At 68.2% G+C, this 17,446-nt stretch carries 14 protein-coding genes; 5 read left to right on the forward strand and 9 right to left on the reverse strand.

The annotated features are described in order from the left end of the window. Positions 1-104: 104 nt before the first annotated feature. From HXX10_RS08605 to HXX10_RS08615, 3 genes are all read left to right on the forward strand, one after another. Positions 105-713 carry a ParB-like protein gene (locus HXX10_RS08605; protein ID WP_296521677.1) on the forward strand — a complete coding sequence of 203 codons (609 nt, stop codon included), beginning with the start codon at positions 105-107 and terminating at the stop codon, positions 711-713. Between the two features lie 146 nt (positions 714-859). Then, on the forward strand, positions 860-2,242 hold the full coding sequence (locus tag HXX10_RS08610) for a TAXI family TRAP transporter solute-binding subunit (protein ID WP_296521679.1): 1,383 nt from the start codon (positions 860-862) through the stop codon (positions 2,240-2,242). Between the two features lie 23 nt (positions 2,243-2,265). After that, positions 2,266-3,057 carry a potassium channel family protein gene (locus HXX10_RS08615; RefSeq protein WP_296521681.1) on the forward strand — a complete coding sequence of 264 codons (792 nt, stop codon included), beginning with the start codon at positions 2,266-2,268 and terminating at the stop codon, positions 3,055-3,057. Positions 3,058-3,141: 84 nt separating this feature from the next. On the opposite strand, the gene HXX10_RS08620 is transcribed toward HXX10_RS08615, so the two are convergent. The 6 genes from HXX10_RS08620 to HXX10_RS08645 form a co-directional block, all read right to left on the reverse strand. Beyond that, positions 3,142-3,330: a hypothetical protein gene (locus HXX10_RS08620; RefSeq protein ID WP_296521684.1), complete on the reverse strand. Its 189-nt coding sequence runs from the start codon at positions 3,328-3,330 to the stop codon at positions 3,142-3,144. Positions 3,331-3,539: 209 nt separating this feature from the next. Beyond that, the gene (locus HXX10_RS08625; RefSeq protein WP_296521750.1) at positions 3,540-4,481 is read right to left on the reverse strand and encodes a branched-chain amino acid ABC transporter permease; all 942 of its coding nucleotides are present in this window, start codon (positions 4,479-4,481) and stop codon (positions 3,540-3,542) included. A gap of 38 nt (positions 4,482-4,519) precedes the next feature. Then, complete coding sequence (locus HXX10_RS08630) at positions 4,520-5,401, reverse strand: branched-chain amino acid ABC transporter permease (protein ID WP_296521686.1); 882 nt, start codon at positions 5,399-5,401, stop codon at positions 4,520-4,522. Between the two features lie 239 nt (positions 5,402-5,640). Then, positions 5,641-6,861 carry an ABC transporter substrate-binding protein gene (locus HXX10_RS08635; RefSeq protein ID WP_296521753.1) on the reverse strand — a complete coding sequence of 407 codons (1,221 nt, stop codon included), beginning with the start codon at positions 6,859-6,861 and terminating at the stop codon, positions 5,641-5,643. A gap of 63 nt (positions 6,862-6,924) precedes the next feature. After that, complete coding sequence (locus tag HXX10_RS08640) at positions 6,925-7,629, reverse strand: ABC transporter ATP-binding protein (protein ID WP_296521688.1); 705 nt, start codon at positions 7,627-7,629, stop codon at positions 6,925-6,927. Continuing rightward, on the reverse strand, positions 7,622-8,377 hold the full coding sequence (locus HXX10_RS08645; RefSeq protein WP_296521691.1) for an ABC transporter ATP-binding protein: 756 nt from the start codon (positions 8,375-8,377) through the stop codon (positions 7,622-7,624). The genes HXX10_RS08640 and HXX10_RS08645 overlap by 8 nt, the downstream gene beginning before the upstream one ends. Before the next feature lie 547 nt (positions 8,378-8,924). Between HXX10_RS08645 and npdG the strand changes: the two genes are divergently transcribed. Next, complete coding sequence (npdG, locus tag HXX10_RS08650) at positions 8,925-9,605, forward strand: NADPH-dependent F420 reductase (RefSeq protein WP_296521693.1); 681 nt, start codon at positions 8,925-8,927, stop codon at positions 9,603-9,605. 128 nt (positions 9,606-9,733) lie between these two features. Here the strand turns inward: npdG and HXX10_RS08655 are convergent, their stop codons facing one another. Both HXX10_RS08655 and HXX10_RS08660 read right to left on the reverse strand, forming a co-directional pair. Next, positions 9,734-10,378 carry a DUF1007 family protein gene (locus HXX10_RS08655; RefSeq protein WP_296521695.1) on the reverse strand — a complete coding sequence of 215 codons (645 nt, stop codon included), beginning with the start codon at positions 10,376-10,378 and terminating at the stop codon, positions 9,734-9,736. A gap of 188 nt (positions 10,379-10,566) precedes the next feature. Continuing rightward, positions 10,567-11,661, reverse strand: a complete 1,095-nt coding sequence (locus tag HXX10_RS08660) for a helix-turn-helix domain-containing protein (protein ID WP_296521697.1) — start codon at positions 11,659-11,661, stop codon at positions 10,567-10,569. 161 nt (positions 11,662-11,822) lie between these two features. Here HXX10_RS08660 and HXX10_RS08665 point away from each other — a divergent pair, with 161 nt between their 5' ends. Next, positions 11,823-14,957 (forward strand): autotransporter domain-containing protein, encoded by a 3,135-nt coding sequence (locus tag HXX10_RS08665; RefSeq protein WP_296521699.1) that lies wholly within the window; start codon positions 11,823-11,825, stop codon positions 14,955-14,957. 78 nt (positions 14,958-15,035) lie between these two features. Here the strand turns inward: HXX10_RS08665 and HXX10_RS08670 are convergent, their stop codons facing one another. Then, on the reverse strand, positions 15,036-17,426 hold the full coding sequence (locus HXX10_RS08670; RefSeq protein WP_296521702.1) for a transketolase: 2,391 nt from the start codon (positions 17,424-17,426) through the stop codon (positions 15,036-15,038). Between the last annotated feature and the right edge of the window lie 20 nt (positions 17,427-17,446).

Genomic DNA, 17,446 nt, shown 5'->3' on the forward strand with positions numbered 1-17,446 from the left:
CCGCGCCGCCGCCTTTGTCGACAGGGCGGCGGTTCCGGATGGTACGATGCGTCGGCGCCGCCTTGCGGCGCGCCACGCCCTTCCATCACGCGACGAGGACTTCCATGCATGTTCGAGAGCCGATTCTCCACCCGGTGAAGACCTCCGACCTGCGGCCGACCCAGATCACGGTCGGCATGCACGAGGTCCGTGCCAAGCGCGAGAGCTGGCAGGCCCAGAAGGACAAGAGCGAGTTCCTCGGCCGCCACATGGTGCCGGTGATCCTCGGGCCGAAGCAGCGACCCTACGTGATCGACCACCACCACATGGCCCGCGCCCTCCACGACGAAGGCCAGCGCCAGATCCTCGTCTCGGTCATCATGGACCTGCACATGCTCGAGAGCGACGCCTTCTGGGTGTTTCTCGACCACCACGGCTGGTGCCATCCCTATGACGCGAAGGGCGTCCGCCGCGGCTTCGACGACATCCCCTCCCGGGTCTCGGAGCTGGTCGACGATCCCTATCGCAGCCTCGCCGGCGAGTTGCGCAAGGCCGGCGGTTTCGCCAAGGATGCGACGCCGTTCAGCGAGTTCCTGTGGGCCGACTTCCTGCGCCGCCGGATCAAACGCCGCGTGGTCGACCGCGATTTCGACAAGGCGTTGAGCACCGCCATGACGCTCGCCAAGTCGACCGACGCGCGCTTCCTGCCGGGATGGTGCGGCCCGAGCGCCTGACCACGTGCGCCCGCCCGCATGATACCATCGACCTCGGGCCCACCTCGACCCTCGGGCCACTCGACACGAAGCCAGCGGCCCGGGCGAGGCCAGTCCGGCCACACCCTTGCCAAGCTCGCCCGCGAACCGCGGCGCGGAGGATTTCCATGGAGCAGGAGCAGCTTCGGAAGGCGGCGATCGGCGCGGCCGTGATCGCGGCGCTGGCGGCGGTCGCAACCGGCCGCCTCCCCCGCTGGCTGCGGATCGTCGTGGTCTTCGCGCTCGTCATCCTGGCCGGCTGCAGCGGCCTTTACGTCTACCGCCATTTCACCACGCCCAAGACCCTGACGCTGGCGACCGGCTCCGCCGACGGCGACATGCCCCGGTTCATGAGTGCCATCGCGGCCCGCATGGCGGCGAACGGCACGCCGGTGCGACTCAAGGTCGTGGACAAGGGCAACGTGCTCGAGGCCATGAAGGCGTTCTCGGCCGGCGAGGTCGACCTGACGGTCGGACGCGGCGATGTCGGCGACCTCTCCGAGGCGCGGTCCGTGGTCGCGATCACCAACAATGTCGTGCTGATCGTCACGCCGCCGGGCAGCCCGGTGAAGGAGGTCGAGGACCTCAAGGGCAAGACCGTGGGTGTGGTCGGCGGCGTCGTCAACCACCAGCTCGTCGAGGTGCTGAAGAAGGAATACGAGCTCGATCGGCTGAAGGTGACGTTCAAGGATCTGCCGCTGCCCGACATCGCGACGGCGTTCACGGGCAAGCATGTCGCCGCCCTGCTGGTCGTCATGCCCATCACCGAGAGGTATCTGTCGTTGCTGCGGAGCATCATCCCGAACAGCAAGCAGAAGCCCGGCCTGATCGCGATCGAGGCGGCCGGCGCCATCGCCGAGGTGGCGCGCGCCTACGAGAGCTGGGACCTGCCGAAGGGCACGCTGCGCGGCTCGCCGCCGATCCCCGACGACGACCTGACGACGCTGCGGGTGCCGTTCTATCTGCTCGCCAAGAGGAAGCTCGACGACGACACCGTGGCGACGCTCGCCAAGGCCATCATGGAGACGCGGCGCGAGCTGATCGGCGAGTTCCCGATTCTCGCGCAGATCAGCGCGCCGAGCACCGACAAGGACGCCTTCGTCCCCATCCATCCCGGCGCCGCCGCCTATTTCGACGGCGACACCAAGACGTTCTTCGACAAGTACGGCGACCAGATCTTCTACGGCTCGATGCTGCTCGGCTCGCTCACCTCGCTGTTCGCGGCGGCCTGGAAGTTCATGGCCAAGGAGGCCTCGCCGGCCGAGCGATCGCTGGCGCGGCTGTGCGCCCTCTCCGATCGCATCGACGAGGCCGCCGACGAGGCGACGCTGACCGATCTGGAGCGGCAGATCGACGGCATCTTGCGAAGCGAGCTGGACAAGATCGCGGCCCGCGACCCCGATGCGGCGGAGCCGTCCGCCCTCACCCTCGCGACCTATCGGCTGGAGCGGCTGATCGCGCTCCGGCGGGCGCGGCTGCGCGGCGAGCCACAGCCGCCGGCGGCGGCCTGAGCACGACAGACCTGGAGAACGACGTGGGCATTGAAAGGACCCGGACGGACGCACCGACCGGCCTCGGCGCGCGCCTCCTGCACCTGCAGGAGCGCTGGAGCGATCCGCTGCTGACGGTCCTCACCGTCCTGCAGCTCATGCTGCTTTTCGTCTCGGCCCCGCTGCTGGCGGCGACGGGCGGCGTGGCGTTTCAGGTGCTCAGCGGCCTCATTCTGCTGTGCATCATGGCCGGCGGCCTGGTGATCTCCGGCAGCCTTTGGGTGTTCGTCCTAATGTCGATCGGCTTCGGCACGAACCTCCTCGCCATCGCGCTGCGCCTGCACGGACCGTCGACGACCGACATCGCGCTCACGGCCTCCGCCTGGCTGGTCATCGCCAGCGTGCTCGGCTACGTCGTCGCGCGCCTGGTGTTCGGCCCGGGACGGGTGAACTATCACCGGGTCATCGGTGCCGTGCTGCTCTATCTGCTGATCGCCAGCGTCTTCGTCTCGATCTACGCCTTCGCCGGCATGCTCGAGCCGAACGCCTTCGCCGGCATGGTGGTGGAGGACCGTCCGGACATTGCCGCCACGCTCATTTATTTCAGCTTCGTCACCCTGACCTCGACCGGCTACGGCGACATCGCCCCGGTGCATCCGATCGTGCGCAGTCTCTGCAATGTGGAGACGATCATGGGCCAGCTCTATCCGGCGACCCTGCTGGCCCGCCTGGTGACGCTGGAGCTCAAGCACCGGCACGAGCTGCGCAATGAGCGCATCGCCGGCAAGGAAGCATCGCGGACAGCGCATCCGGGCCATCGGCCGCGGCAGGACTGACCCGGATCCGAGGACGGCGTTGCGGTCAGCGGCTCGTCGCCGCTCCGCCTTCCGGCCCGAACCGCCTGCGCGAACTCGAGCGACCTATTCGCCCGCCAGCATCCGCCGGCCGTGCTCGGTCAGCCGGTCGTGGCGGTCGATCAGGCCATGATCGCGCAGGCCATCGACCACCCAGGCATGCAGTGAAGAGGCGTGCCCGCCCGCGACCCGCGCCAGGAATTCGCACATGTCGGAGGTCGGCATGAACGCGACGAGATCGCTGCGCTGAAGCAAGGGCCACTCCTGCCAAAGAGGGTCAATGCGTAAAATGATACGTCGCCTTATTCGCAGTTGCACGCGTTTTGTGTCGCGCCGCACATTTTTTTCGTAATAATCTGTCGACAGGCCGTGCCCGCCCCGGTCGGCCGGTCGGGCCGACGGTTACCCGTATCTAATTACCCCACACGCTGCCGCTAGTCCTCCGGACGGAGATCCCCAGCGCCCTACCCCTCTGTGGCGGCCTCGCGACCCACCGCGTCGCTCCGGCGCCGGGCCGCGGCGACGATCTCGCCGACGATGCCGCGGCGGAACAGCAGCACGGTGAGGACGAAGATGCAGCCCTGCATCACCAGCACCCACTCGCCGAAGCCCGTGAGGGTGTTCTGCATCAGCACGATGATGGCCGCCCCGACGATCGGGCCGAACACCGTGCCCATGCCGCCGACCAGCGTCATCAGCACCACCTCGCCGGACATCTGCCAAGTGACGTCGGTGAGCGAGGCGAGCTGGAACACGATCGTCTTGGTGGCGCCGGCGAGCCCCGCAAACGTCGCCGACAGCACGAAGGCGATCAGCTTGAAGCGGTCGACCGCATAGCCGAGCGACACGGCGCGCGGCTCGTTCTCGCGGATCGCCTTGAGGACCTGCCCGAACGGCGAATGGATGGTGCGATAGATGATCAGGAAGCCGATCGCGAAGATCGCCAGCACCACGTAGTAGAAGGACATATCCTTGGAGATGTCGATCAGGCCGAACAGCGCCCGGCGCGGGATCGCCTGGATGCCGTCCTCGCCGCCCGTGAACGGCGCCTGCAGGCAGAAGAAGAACACCATCTGGGCGAGCGCCAGCGTCACCATGGCGAAATAGATGCCCTGCCGGCGAATCGCGATCAGCCCCACGACCAACCCGAGGCCGGCCGCGACGGCGGTGCCGGCGAGGATCCCGAGCTCGGTCGACAGGCCCCAGGCCTTCACGGTGTAGGCCGACACATAGGCGGCGAAGCCGAAGAACATCGCGTGGCCGAACGACAGCAGCCCGCCATAGCCGATCAGCAGGTTGAAGGCGCAGGCGAACAGCGCAAAGCACAGGATCTTCATCAACAGGATCGGATAGACGACGAACGGCGCCACCATCATCACGGCCATCAGCACCGCGAAGACGATCATCTCGACGTTGCGGCCGTCGGCGGCGGCTTTGCGGCTGGTCATCGCGGCGTTCCGAACAGGCCCTGCGGGCGCACCATGAGGACGATCGCCATGATGACGAAGATGACGGTGGCGGAGGCCTCGGGCCAAAAGACCTTGGTGAGGCCTTCGACGATGCCGAGGCCGAAGCCGGTGACGATCGAGCCGAGGATCGAGCCCATGCCGCCGATCACCACCACGGCGAACACCACGATGATCAGGTTCGCCCCCATGGTGGGGTTGACCGTGTAGATCGGCGCCGCCAGCACGCCGGCGAGCGCCGCCAGCCCGACGCCCACCCCGTAGGTCAGCGTGATCATACGCGGCACGTTGATGCCGAAGGCCTGGACGAGGTCCGGCCGCTCGGTCGCGGCGCGCAGATAGGCGCCGAGCTTGGTGCGCTCGATGGTGAACCAGGTGACCAGGCAGACGGCGAGCGAGAAGCCGACCACCCAGCCGCGATACCAGGGCAGGAACATAAAGCCGAGATTCTGCCCGCCCGGGATCGGGTTCGAATAGGGCAGCCCGGAGGAGCCGTATTGCTGGCGGAACAGGCCCTCGATGATCAGCGCGAGCCCGAAGGTCAAGAGCAGGCCGTAGAGATGGTCGAGGTGATAGAGGCGCGAGATCAGCAGACGCTCGATGACGACGCCGGTCGCTCCGACGATCACGGGCACCAGCACCAGCGCGCCCCAATACGGGATGCCGGCATATTGCAGCAGCATCCAGGCGACGAAGGCCCCCATCATGTACTGGGCGCCGTGGGTGAAGTTGATGACGTTCATCAGGCCGAAGATGACGGCCAGCCCGAGCGACAGCAGTGCGTAGAACGCACCGTTGATCAGCCCGAGCAGCAGTTGCCCCATCAGGGCCTGCGGCGGCACGCCGAGCAGCTCGAACATCCACGTCACCTCGTGTCGATGGCCTTCAGCTCTCCCCGCACGCGGGGAGATGAAGGTCGTAGGCGCTGCCCCGTTCGCTTCCACCCTCGCCTGGAGGGGAAGGGTCGGGGCGCGCGAAGCGCGCTCCGGGGTGGGGTGAAGCCCCAAACGCAGGCTTCGCCTGTCACCCCCTCCCGCCATGCGTCGTTTCACGACACATGGCGACCTCCCCCCTCCAGGGGGAGGTGAAGAGGCAACAACTACTTCACCAGCGCGCAGCCGCCGTCGGCGAGCGGCCGGAAGGCTTCCGAGGCCGGGATGGTGGCGATGACCTTGTGGTAGTCCCACGGGCCCTTGCTCTCCTCCGGCTTCTTCACCTCGACCAGCATCACGTCGTGGATCTTTCGTCCGTCGGCCCGGATCGTGCCCTTGCCGAACAGCTTGTCGTCGGTCGGCATCTCCTTCATCTTCTCGACCACCTTGGCGCCGTCGGCGTCCGAGCCGAGCGCGTGCACGGCCTTGAGATAATGCATCACGGCCGAGTAGACGCCGGCCTGCACCATGCTCGGATAGTTGCCCTTGTTGGCCGCCGAGAACTCCTTGGCGAAGGCCCGGTTGGCATCGCTCGTGTCCCAGTACCAGGCTTCCGTGAAGGTGAGGCCCTGCGCCGTCTTCAGCCCGAGCGCATGCACGTCGGTGATGAACACCAGGAGCCCGGCGAGCTTCTGGCCGCCCTGGACGATGCCGAACTCGGACGCCTGCTTGATCGAGTTGATGGTGTCGGCGCCGGCATTGGCGAGCCCGATCACCTGCGCCTTCGAGCCCTGCGCCTGCAGCAGGAAGGACGAGAAGTCCTGCGCCGGGAACGGATGGCGCACCTTGCCCAGCACCTTGCCGCCCATCTGCTCGACCACCGCCGCCGTGTCGCGCTCCAGCGCATGGCCGAAGGCGTAGTCGGCGGTGAGGAAGAACCAGGTCTTGCCGCCCTGCTTGACCAGCGCCGACCCGGTGCCGTGGGCGAGCGCCCAGGTGTCGTAGGTCCAATGTATCAAATTGGGCGAGCAGGCCGAGCCGGTGAGGTCGGAGGCGCCGGCGCCGGAGTTGAGGAAGACCTTGTTCTTCTCGCGGGTGATCTGATTGATGGCGAGCGCCACCGAGGAGGTCGGCACGTCGACGATCACGTCGACCTGCTCGACGTCGTACCAGCGCCGCGCCACGCCCGAGCCGATATCCGGCTTGTTCTGGTGATCGGCGAACACCACCTCGATCTTGTCGAAGCATTTTTGCGCCTTGCAGAAATCCTCGACGGCCTTCTTCGCCGCGAACACCGAGCCCTGCCCCGACAGGTCCGCATAGGTGCCGGACTGGTCGTTCATCACGCCGATCTTGATCGTCCCGTCGGTGTACTGGGCACTCGCCTGACCGGCTGTCCCGACGCACAGCGCCGCGACCGCGAGACTTCCGAGCAACATCTGCTTCATGTGCGTCATCTGCTTCCTCCGGATTTTTTCTCGAGCTTGCAATGGACGGGGTGAGATGCGCCGTCAGACGCCGAGATAGGCCTTCAGCTTGTCCCGGCTCGACTCCAGCGACGCGTTGGGAATCATGTCGATGACGTGGCCGTGCTCGACCACGTAATGGCGGTCCGCGACGGTCGCGGCGAAATGGAAGTTCTGCTCGACCAGGACGATGGTGAAGCCGGTCTCCCGCAGCATCCGGATAGTGGCACCGATCTGCTGGACGATGACCGGGGCGAGCCCCTCGGTCGGCTCGTCGAGCAGCAGAAGGTCGGCGCCGGTGCGCAAAATCCGGGCGATCGCCAGCATCTGCTGCTCGCCGCCCGAGAGCTTGGTGCCCTGGCTGGTCGAGCGCTCGCGCAGATTCGGGAACAGCCGGTAGATCGCCTCCAGATCCAGCCCGCCGTCCTTCACGCGCGGCGGCAGCAGAAGGTTCTCCTTGACCGAGAGGCTGGCGAAGATGCCGCGCTCCTCCGGGCAGATGGCGATGCCGGCCTTGGCGATCTGGTTCGACTTGAGGCCGATCAGCTCGCGGCCCTGATAGCGCACCGAGCCGGTGCGCTTGGTGAGCATGCCCATCACGGCCCGCATGGTCGTGGTCTTGCCGGCGCCGTTGCGGCCCAAGAGCGTCACCACCTCGCCGCGGCCGACCTCGAACGTCATGCCGTGCAGGATGTGGCTCTCGCCGTACCAGCCGTGCAGGTCGCTGACCTGGAGCAGCGCCTCAGCCATGGCCCGTCCCCATATAGGCCTCGACCACGGCGGGATCGCTCGACACCTCGGCATACGAGCCTTCGGCGAGGATCTCGCCGCGGGCCAGCACGGTGATGCGGTCGGAGAGGTCGGCGACCACCGAGAGATTGTGCTCGACCATCAGGACGGTGCGGTTCTTGGCGACGCGCTGGATCAGGTCGGAGATGCGCTGGATGTCCTCGCGGCCCATGCCGGCCATCGGCTCGTCGAGCAGCAGCATCTCGGGGTCGAGCGCCAGCGTCGTCGCGATCTCCAGCGCGCGCTTGCGCCCATAAGGCAGCTCCACCGCCTGCAGATGCGCGTAGGACTGCACGCCGACCTGCTCGAGCAGATCCATGGCGCGGTCGTTCAGCACCTCGACGGAGCGCTCCGGCCGCCAGAAATGATAGGATGTGCCGAGCCGACGCTGCAGTGCCACCCGCACGTTCTCCAGCACGGTGAGGTGCGGAAAGACCGCGGAGATTTGGAACGAGCGCACCAAGCCCATGCGGGCGATCTCGTGCGGCTTCGCCGCCGTGATGTCGCGGCCGTTGTAGAGGATCTTTCCGGTGGTCGGCTGCAGGAACTTGGTGATCAGGTTGAAGCAGGTGGTCTTGCCGGCCCCGTTCGGGCCGATCAGGGCGTGGATGGTGCCGCGCCTGACCTTCAGGCGGACATTGTTGACGGCCCGAAAGCCCTTGAATTCCTTTGTGAGACCATCCGTCTCGATGACGTTCTCAGCCGCCATGGAGGCCGACCCGGTCCCTGGCTGTCGCGCGCCCCTCCGCGCCCCGGCATCCCCGTGCCTGCAAGCATGCGCATCTGGTCGCGGCCACGAAGGCACCGCGTGCGGGATATAGCTCCACTATCCGGCGAAACGTCACGCCGCGTCTCCTCCCGAAAGGCCGGACGGTCTGGCGCGTCGCGCTGCCGTCTTCGTGTTGTGGTTGGCGCGTCCTCTGCGGGCCGCGCTGCCGCTTGGCGATGGGCGCGGAAGCCGAAAAGCTCGCCGTGACCTTGCATCGCGGCGGCAGTCTAGCAGAGGTCGAAGCCTTGGCGAGGCGTAATTTCGTCGTATGTCACGCTATCCGCGAGGTTAATCTCCGGGCATGGATCCGGGTCGAGGGCCCGACGATCGGGCTTGCCTCGGGACACCCGTCTGACGCACACCTTGGTCTCTCGTCCGCCGGCACCCCCACCCTGCCCGAGCCGGCCAAAAACACCCCCGACGCGAGTGCGCGCGAGGTGCCGCGAGGCGGACGCTGTCTTGTGGGCCCGTGGCCCGGGGAAGGATCATGACGGAAAGCCTGTCCATCTGCGTCGTCGGCGGCACCGGAGCCGAAGGTAGCGGCCTCGCGCTGCGCTGGGCCCGTGCCGGCCATCGGGTCACCATCGGGTCGCGCGACCCGGCCAAGGCCGAGGCGGCGGCGACCGAGCTCAATGCCCGGCTCGGCCGGCCGCTGATCGGCTCGGCGGCGAGCCGCGCCGCGGTCGAGGGCGCCGACGTCGTGGTGCTGACCGTGCCGTTCGCCGCCCAGATGCCGACCGTCGAAGGCCTGAAGGACGTGCTGGCGGGAAAGATTCTCATCGACGTCACGGTGCCGCTGGTGCCGCCCAAGGTGTCGCGGGTACAGCTCCCGCCGACCGACTCCTGCGTGGTCGCCGTGCAGGCCGCCCTCGGCGACGGCGTGCGGGTGGTGTCGGCGTTCCAGAACGTCTCGGCCCACAAGCTGAAGGATCCCGACAAGGCGATCGACTGCGACGTGCTGGTGACGGGCGACGATAAGGCGGCCCGCGCGGTGGCGATCCGGCTCGCCGGCGACGCTGGCCTGCGCGGCATCGATGCCGGCCCGCTCGCCAATTCGGTGGTCGCCGAGAGCCTCACCTCGGTGCTGATCTGGATCAACCGCACCTACAAGCTCCCGGACGCCGGCCTCCGCATCACCGGCATCGGCGAGACGCCGGCGGCGGGCTGAGCCGGCGTTCCAATGTTGCCGTCATTCCGGGACGCGCGCGTTTGCGTGCGAACCCGGAATGACCAAACAGCGGCGCGGCTCCCGACGGCCGCGCCTCGCAGAATGCGACCCGAGTGCCCGGGCCGATCTCAGGGACACCTGACCTGAATCTTGTTGGCGAAGGTCTCGCCATAGGTATCCGACGGGTCGAGCGGGTTCGCATCGAGCTGGCTCAGCCGCCGCTGTTCCGCCGACGTCGGCTCGTGCGGAAGCTCGACGACGAGCTGACAACCCTGCGGCGCCCCGACCAGCGTGACCGGCCTGCCTTTGGCGAACTCGAAGTCGACGAAGATGGTCGGATCGTAGATGTCGATCGCCATCGTTTTCGCCGAGACAGGCGCCTTCAGCGGCAGCGTGAAATGCAGCGTCAGGCCCGGGTCCTTGTATTCGAGCCAATAGTCGATCGGATCCGAAAACGCCACCTTATTGCCGTCGGCCTTCGCATAGGTGAAGAAGTCGTATTCCTTCAACGACGTGATGTTCACCTCGGCGAGCGAGCTCAATTCCTGGCGCGTATAGGCCCCTTTCTTGGCGTGCGGAATGCCTTGCAGAGCATAGGCCGAAAACATGTCGTCGAACGTCCACACGTGACGGATGCCGGTCATCCGCCCGTCGGCCGTGTACAGGACATCGCTGTGAAACGTCACCCACACGTGCGGATGCGCGCCGGCGACCACCACGGACCGCAAGAGCAGAAACAACCCCACACAAGCAATCGCGCCGATCCGTCTCATGCCCGCCCGCGCCTCGTTCGCGCCGAGCTTTGTTCGACGAGTGCGGCAGGACGGCGGCGCCGTTCGCGATCGCCTGGGCGGCGGCCACGATGGCGTCGGCGTCGATGCCGTAGGGGCGATAGAGGTCGGGCAGCGAGCCGGTCTGGCCGAAATGCTCGACCCCGAGCGGCCGGGCGGGCGGCCCGTGGTCACGCCAGACCGGCGAGCCACTCCTCGTGGAGGCGGTCGCCGACGCGCGGATCGAGCGAAGACCGGTCGCGGCGCGCGATCGGCGGCGCGGCGCGACGGATCTCCGTCGGCGTCCGACCGAAGCGTTGCTTGAAGGCCCGGGCGAAGTGGGTCGGATCGGAAAAGCCCCAGGCCCAGGCGATCTCGGCGACCTGGCGACGGGCCTGCTTTGCCGAGACCAGATCCGTCAGGCAGCGGCGCAGCCGCTGCTCGCGGATGTACTCGGCGATGCCGCCGATCGGAGCGAACAGGCGATAGAGCCGCGCCCGCGAGATGCCGAGCGCGGCCGCGATCATGTCGGGCCCGAGCGTTTGCGCCGCGAGATGGGCCCTGATGAAGTTCTGCACCCGCAGGAGCTCGGCCTTGCCCAGCGCCTCGGGGACGTCGCCGCCGTCGTGGGCGACGCCATTGAAGGCAAGCGCGATCAGCTCGATCAGCGCCGCCGCCGCGGCGCTCGCTTGCGTCGGCGAAAGCTGCGCGGCCGACTGGTAGAGCGAGAGCAGATAGGTCGCGAGCAGTCGGCCGGTGCCGCTCACCGGATCGACGGTGGCGCCGTTGAGCGAATCCGGTCGGGCCAGCAGCGGTGCCAGCCGTCGCCGCGGGATGAAGACCGAGACGAGGTCGAAGGTGGAGTTGACCGTGTCCATGACGTCGGCGAGATCGAAGGCGATCACCTGTCCGGTCGGAAACGACAGGGCCCTGCGGCCGAACGCCATGTCGATCGTGCCATCGACCAGCACCTGGATCATGTAGTTGTCGATCGAGTCGTGCGCGACACGGAGCGGCCGGCGATCGAACTTCTGCGCGCTCGCAGCGCAGCGCGACAGCACGATGTCGTCGACGAGGTAGCTTTCCGCCCAGCCGTCGAAGTGCGCCTCGTCGCCCGAGCGCAGCAGGTCGACCTCGAGAAACACGCCGATGCTCTCCCGCCAAGCGGCGAACCGCTCGGGCGGCGGCAGGTCCGCGGTGTCGAACAGCGAGACCGGCAGCTTCGAGGCGGCCCGCCGCGCCTTGGCGTCGATACGCTGGTTCGATTGAATGAGACGGATGTCCAAGCCTCTCCCCATGACCTGTCGGCCGCGAATTGATAGCCCATAAGCGGCTGCCATTGCACTTTCAATCGGCGGCACCCGCGTCGCCGCCTCCGCCCCCCATCCCCCGATCCGGGCGGCGGGAGCGGCGACGCGATTTCGATGGACTTGGGGTGGGAGGCACCATGCGTGGTTCGATCCGGACGGCTGCTCATCGGCGCCTCTTGCTGTCGGCCGTCGCGACACTCGTCGTGGCGGACGCGTCCGATGTCTTCGCGCAGGGCGTGCCGGGCGATCCGGCGAGCTTCGCCGCGACACAGCAATATCAGAACCAGTGGGGTCTCGCCCTCATCCACGCCGCCGACGCCTATGCGCGCGGCTACACCGGCGCCGGCGTCACGGTCGCGGTCTCCGACACCGGGTTCACCAGCACGGTTCCGGGCTTCGCCGCCAAGATCGATCCGCGCAGCACCAATTTTGTCGTGTCCGCGGCGGGCGCCGCCTACAACCCTGCCGACACCGGCGATCTCGAATCGCACGGCACCCATGTGGCCGGCATCGTCGCGGCGCCTTACGATCCGGCCAATCCCAACTCCATGTACGGCGTCGCCTACAACGCCGGCATCGTCGTCCTGCGCAGCCTCGGGACCACAGCCGAGGAGGTCGGCAATGCGTCCGTCGCGGCGCTCGACCACTTCACTTCGCTCTCCAACGTGACGATCTACAATGCGAGCTACGGTCCGAACATTGGCACCGCCGCCGGTCTCAAGACGTGGCCGGCCACGACGATCGATGCGGACGAGGCAGCCGCGGTCGGGCGGGCGCTCGCGGCCGGAAAGATCGTCGTCGCGGCGACCGGCAATGATCGGGATACCAATCCGGTCGCCGGCCGCAATCCGAACGGCATCGCGCTCTACCCGTTCATCCAGCCGGCCAATGCCGGCGCCGGGGCCTATGTCGACGGCGGCAATCGGAATGATTTTTCCGCGCTGCTCGGCCAATCGGGCCGCGTGGTGGCGGTGACGTCGGTCGACGAGAACAAGTCGATCGCGTCCTATGCCAACATGTGCGGCGTCACGGCGAGCTGGTGCGTCGCTGCGCCCGGCGGCGACCAGCCGGGCGGGACGGCCGGAATTCTCTCCACCGTGCCGACGTCGGTCAGCGCCAGCGGCTACGCGTACAAGAGCGGCACGTCGATGGCGGCGCCGACCGTGTCGGGCGCGCTCGCGGTTCTGGCCGGGGCCTTCCCGGGCTATTCGGCGGCCGATCTCGTCAATCTCCTGTTCGCGACGACCGAGGATCTCGGCGCCGCCGGCCTCGATGCGGTCTACGGCTATGGCATGATCCGGCTCGACCGGGCGACCGACGGGCCGACCACGCTCGCCCCCGGCAGCACCGTCAACGTCGCGGCGCAGACCTCGACCTATTGGAGCCGGCCGCTCACCGCCGGCAGCTTCACCAAGACCGGCGACGGATCGCTGATCGTCGCCGGCAAGACGACGGCGACGGGCGACGTCGTCGTGGCGGGCGGCGCGCTCGCCGTCGACGGCACGCTGACGCTCGGCACCGTGATGACGGTCCAGCAGGCCGGCACGCTCGCCGGGTTCGGCACGGTGGCCGGCACCGTCACCATCGCCGGCACGCTCGCGGCCGGCGCGTTGCCGAACTATTCCGATCTCATCGCCAACAATGGCGGCGTGCTGCCGGCCGGAACGCCGCTCACCGGCTCCTCGCCCGGCATGCTGACCTTTTCCGGCAATGTCTGGCAGACCGCCACGGCGGTGACGCGACTCGACGTCGACGGCACCCTGATCGTGCCGGGCGGCCCCGGCACCTGGGACCGCATCGTCGTCACCGGCGCCGGCCATACATTCACGGTCGGCGGCACGCTGGCGCCGGTCATGCGCGACATTCCGGGCGGGACCAACACCTACACGGCGTCGCTCGGGGCGCGCTTCGCCTATCTGACGGCCGAGGACGGCGCCAGCGTCGCCGGCTCGTACACGAGTCTCACGCAGCCGACCGCCGGGCTCGCCGCCGCCACGCGCTACGACGTGCTCTATTCGTCGACCGCGCTGTCGCTGGTGGTGACGCCGCAAACGTTCCGCGGGCTCGCCGGCACCACCAACCAGCAGGCCGTGGAATCGGTGCTCGACGTCAGGCGTCCGGATGCCGGCGTGCGCCCGTCCGACCGCGCGAAAACCATCTATGACGCGCTTTATCTGCAGACCACCACGGCGGGCTACACCGGGTTGATCGACCAGATGACCGGGCAAGGGCAGCCGGCCGCGGTCGCCGCCGTCATGGGCTCGTTTGCCGCCTTCGGAAACGCCATCGCGGACCGCCAGATGTTTTGGGGGTCGGGCGGCGCGGCCGTCCAATCGTCGTTCGCGCCGAATTTCGCGCTCGGCTATGCCGGCCGCGAGCCTACCGTAGAGGCTCGCCTGACCGAGACGCCGCTGGCGGCGTTCGCGTCGGCCGGGGCGAACGAGGCACCCGCCGGTCCGGCCAGCGCTTCCGCCTGGACCACCTGGGGCCAGGCCTTCGGCCGCACCGCCCGGGTCGGCGATTCCGGCGGCCTGCCGGGCAGCAAGAGCAATGGCGGCGGCGGCATCGCCGGAGCCGATCGGCTGTTCGCCCCCGATTTCCTCGCCGGCGGCGCCTTCGGGTTCACGCGCACAACCAGCGACAGCGCCGGCACGGTCGGCTCGTCCGACACATATGCGGGCGCCACCTATGCCAGCTACACGCCCGGACGCTTCGTGTTCGACGGCCGGCTGGCGGCCGCCGTCACCACGCAATCGAGCTTCCGCACCGTCGCCTCGGTCGCCACCGCCGGAAAGACCGACGGCGTCGGCGCGCTCGCGGCCGGCGAGGCCGGCTACAAGCTCGCGGCCGACCGGTTCACGGTCATGCCCTATGTCGGGCTCGTGGCCCAGACGTTCCGCCGCGACGGATTCAGCGAGACCGGCACGTTCGGCCTCACCTATCCGCGCCAAACCTTCACCAAGGTGACCTCGACGGTCGGCGCCGCGGCCACGATCGTTTTCACCGCCCCGGACGGCGCCCACTACCGGCCGGAGCTGCGACTCGGTTGGGGCCACGATTTTCGCGACGACGCGCTGACCACCCAGGCCGCGCTGCTCGACACGCCCTTCGTCGTCTCCGGTGCCGATCCCGGCCGCGACGCCCTGGTGACGCGGCTCGCCGTGACCGGCTGGCGCAGCGACGCGCTGCGGGTCTACGCCGCCTACGACGGCGAGTTCCGCCGCAATGCCAGCGCGCATCAGCTCACCGGCGGCCTGCGCGTGACGTGGTGAGGTGCGGGCGACGTGAGACGCGGCCGACCGGGACGGAGCGCTGTCCCGGTCTTTCTCTCGCGACGCCGAGCCCGTCCGTCACAGCGCCTTGAGGTATCGGATCGGCCGCCCCGGCGCGATCGCCTGGGCGGCGGCCACGATGGCGTTGGCGTCGATGCCGTAGTGGCGATAGAGGTCGGGCAGCGAGCCGGTCTGGCCGAAATGCTCGACGCCGAGCGGCCGGGTGCGATGGCCTGCGACGGCGCCGAGCCAGGCGAGCGTCGCCGGATGCCCGTCCAGCACCGTGACGATGCCGCAATGGGACGGCAGCTCGCCCATCAGCCGCTCGATGTGAGATCGCGCGTGCGGAAGGCCGCGTTCTCGCGCGCGGCTCGCCGCCGTCCAGCCGGCGTTGAGCCGGTCGGCCGAGGTGACGGCGAGCAGCCCGACGTCGCGGCGGTCCTCGGCCATCAGGCCGATCGCCTGGATCGCCTCCGGCGCGACTGCGCCCGTGTAGGCGACCGCCACCTGGCAGTTCGGCCCGGGCTTTCGCATCCAGTAGGCGCCGTCGATGATGCCCTGCCGCAGCTCGTCGGTCATGGTCCGCTGCGGCTGCTCCACCGGCCTCGTCGAGAGCCGCAGATAGACCGAGCCGCCGGTCTCGTCGCGCAGCCAGGTGCGCTCGGACGCCTCGCCCTCGCCGTTCCGCTGCACATAGTCGAACGCGAAGGCCAGGACGGCGGCGACCTCGTCGACGAAGCTCGGCTCGAAGGCGGCGAGGCCGTCCTGCGCCATGCCGATCAGCGGCGTGCCGATCGACTGGTGGGCGCCGCCCTCCGGCGCCAGCGTGATGCCGGACGGCGTGCCGGCCAGGATGAAGCGTGCGTCCTGGTAGCAGGCGTAGTTGAGCGCATCGAGGCCGCGGCAGATGAACGGATCGTAGAGCGTGCCGATCGGAAACAGCCGCTCGCCGTGGATCGAATGCGACAGCCCGAGCGCCGACAGCAGGATGAACAGGTTCATCTCGGCGATGCCGAGCTCGATGTGCTGACCCTTGGGCGAGAACTCCCAGGTCAGGGTCGAGGGGATGCGTTCGCTCTTGAAGGTGTCGACCATGACCTCGCGGGCGAACAGACCACGGCGGTTCACCCAGGCGCCGAGATTGGTCGACATGGTGACGTCGGGCGAGGTGGTGACGACGCGGTCGGCGAAGGGCGAGTTGTCCTTGCCGATGCCGTTGAGGATCAGCCCAAAGCCCTGCTGGGTCGACATGGTCGGGGCGATCTCGACCGGCAGCGTGGCCGGCACCTCGACATGGGCGGCCTTCAGGCGGCGTGGGCCGCCTTGCGCAAACGGCACTTTCTTCAGGAAAGTTTGCAGTGCATCGGCGGGCAGTTCTAGGCCCTCAAAAAGATCCCACTCGTGGCCGGTGCGGATGCGCATCGCCGTGCGAAAAGTCTCCATCTGGGCCGAGGTCATCAGGCCCGCATGGTTGTCCTTGTGGCCGGCCAGCGGCAGGCCGTGGCCCTTCACCGTGTAGGTGATGAAGCAGGTCGGCCGGTCGTGATCGATTTTTCCGAACGCCTCCAAGAGCGTCGGCAGGTCATGGCCGGCCAGGTTGGTCATCAGCCGGCCGAGCTCGTCGTCGGACAGCGAGTCCAGCATGGCGCTCAGCGGCCCCTGGTCGCCGAGATCGTCGGTCAGGCGCCGCCGCCACGCCGCGCCCCCCTGAAAGGTCAGCGCCGAGTAGAGCTGGTTCGGGCAGGAGTCGATCCAGGCGCGCAGCTTGTCGCCGCCCGGCTGGGCAAAGGCGTGCTCCAGCAGCACGCCGTATTTGAGGATGACGACGTCCCAGCCGAAGGCGCGGAACAGCTTTTCGTATTGCTCCCAGAGGCCTTCGCGCACCACCGCGTCGAGGCTCTGGCGGTTGTAGTCGATGATCCACCAGCAGTTCCTAAGCCCCTGCTTCCAGCCCTCTAGCAGCGACTCGAAGATGTTGCCCTCGTCCATCTCGGCGTCGCCAACCAGCGCGATCATGCGGCCGGCCGGGCGGTCCGCCGCAAAACCGTGGCCGTGCACATAGTCCTGCACCAGCGAGGCGAACAGCGTCTGCGCCACCCCGAGCCCGACCGAGCCGGTGGAGAAGTCCACCTCGTCGGAGTCCTTGGTGCGTGACGGATAGCTCTGCGCGCCCTTGTAGCCGCGGAAGTTGGCGAGCTTGTCCTGGGTCTGGCGGCCGAGCAGATACTGGATGGCGTGGAAGATCGGGCTCGCATGCGGCTTGACGGCGACCCGGTCCTGCGGCCGCAGCACCTGGAAGTACAGCGCTGTCATGATGGTCGACAGCGACGCGCACGAGGCCTGGTGGCCGCCGACCTTGAGCCCGTCGACATTGTCGCGGACGTGGTTGGCCTCGTGGATCATCCACGCGGCCAGCCACAGCACCTTGCGCTCGAGCGCGGAGAGAACGTCCAGCGTGTTCGCCGTCATCGCCAATCCATCCGGGCGGC

The sequence above is a fragment of the Rhodoplanes sp. genome, from assembly GCF_013377085.1.
Lineage (GTDB): Bacteria > Pseudomonadota > Alphaproteobacteria > Rhizobiales > Xanthobacteraceae > Rhodoplanes.

What these genes read in the sequence shown, in the direction of transcription:
- HXX10_RS08605 (WP_296521677.1), top strand. Translation starts at nt 105, where the DNA reads ATGCATGTTCGAGAGCCGATTCTCCACCCGGTGAAGACCTCCGACCTG.
- HXX10_RS08610 (WP_296521679.1), top strand. Translation starts at nt 860, where the DNA reads ATGGAGCAGGAGCAGCTTCGGAAGGCGGCGATCGGCGCGGCCGTGATC.
- HXX10_RS08625 (WP_296521750.1), bottom strand. Translation starts at nt 4,481, where the DNA reads ATGATCGTCTTCGCGGTGCTGATGGCCGTGATGATGGTGGCGCCGTTC.
- HXX10_RS08630 (WP_296521686.1), bottom strand. Translation starts at nt 5,401, where the DNA reads ATGTTCGAGCTGCTCGGCGTGCCGCCGCAGGCCCTGATGGGGCAACTG.
- HXX10_RS08635 (WP_296521753.1), bottom strand. Translation starts at nt 6,861, where the DNA reads ATGAAGCAGATGTTGCTCGGAAGTCTCGCGGTCGCGGCGCTGTGCGTC.
- HXX10_RS08640 (WP_296521688.1), bottom strand. Translation starts at nt 7,629, where the DNA reads ATGGCTGAGGCGCTGCTCCAGGTCAGCGACCTGCACGGCTGGTACGGC.
- HXX10_RS08645 (WP_296521691.1), bottom strand. Translation starts at nt 8,377, where the DNA reads ATGGCGGCTGAGAACGTCATCGAGACGGATGGTCTCACAAAGGAATTC.
- npdG (WP_296521693.1), top strand. Translation starts at nt 8,925, where the DNA reads ATGACGGAAAGCCTGTCCATCTGCGTCGTCGGCGGCACCGGAGCCGAA.
- HXX10_RS08655 (WP_296521695.1), bottom strand. Translation starts at nt 10,378, where the DNA reads ATGAGACGGATCGGCGCGATTGCTTGTGTGGGGTTGTTTCTGCTCTTG.
- HXX10_RS08665 (WP_296521699.1), top strand. Translation starts at nt 11,823, where the DNA reads ATGCGTGGTTCGATCCGGACGGCTGCTCATCGGCGCCTCTTGCTGTCG.
- HXX10_RS08670 (WP_296521702.1), bottom strand. Translation starts at nt 17,426, where the DNA reads ATGACGGCGAACACGCTGGACGTTCTCTCCGCGCTCGAGCGCAAGGTG.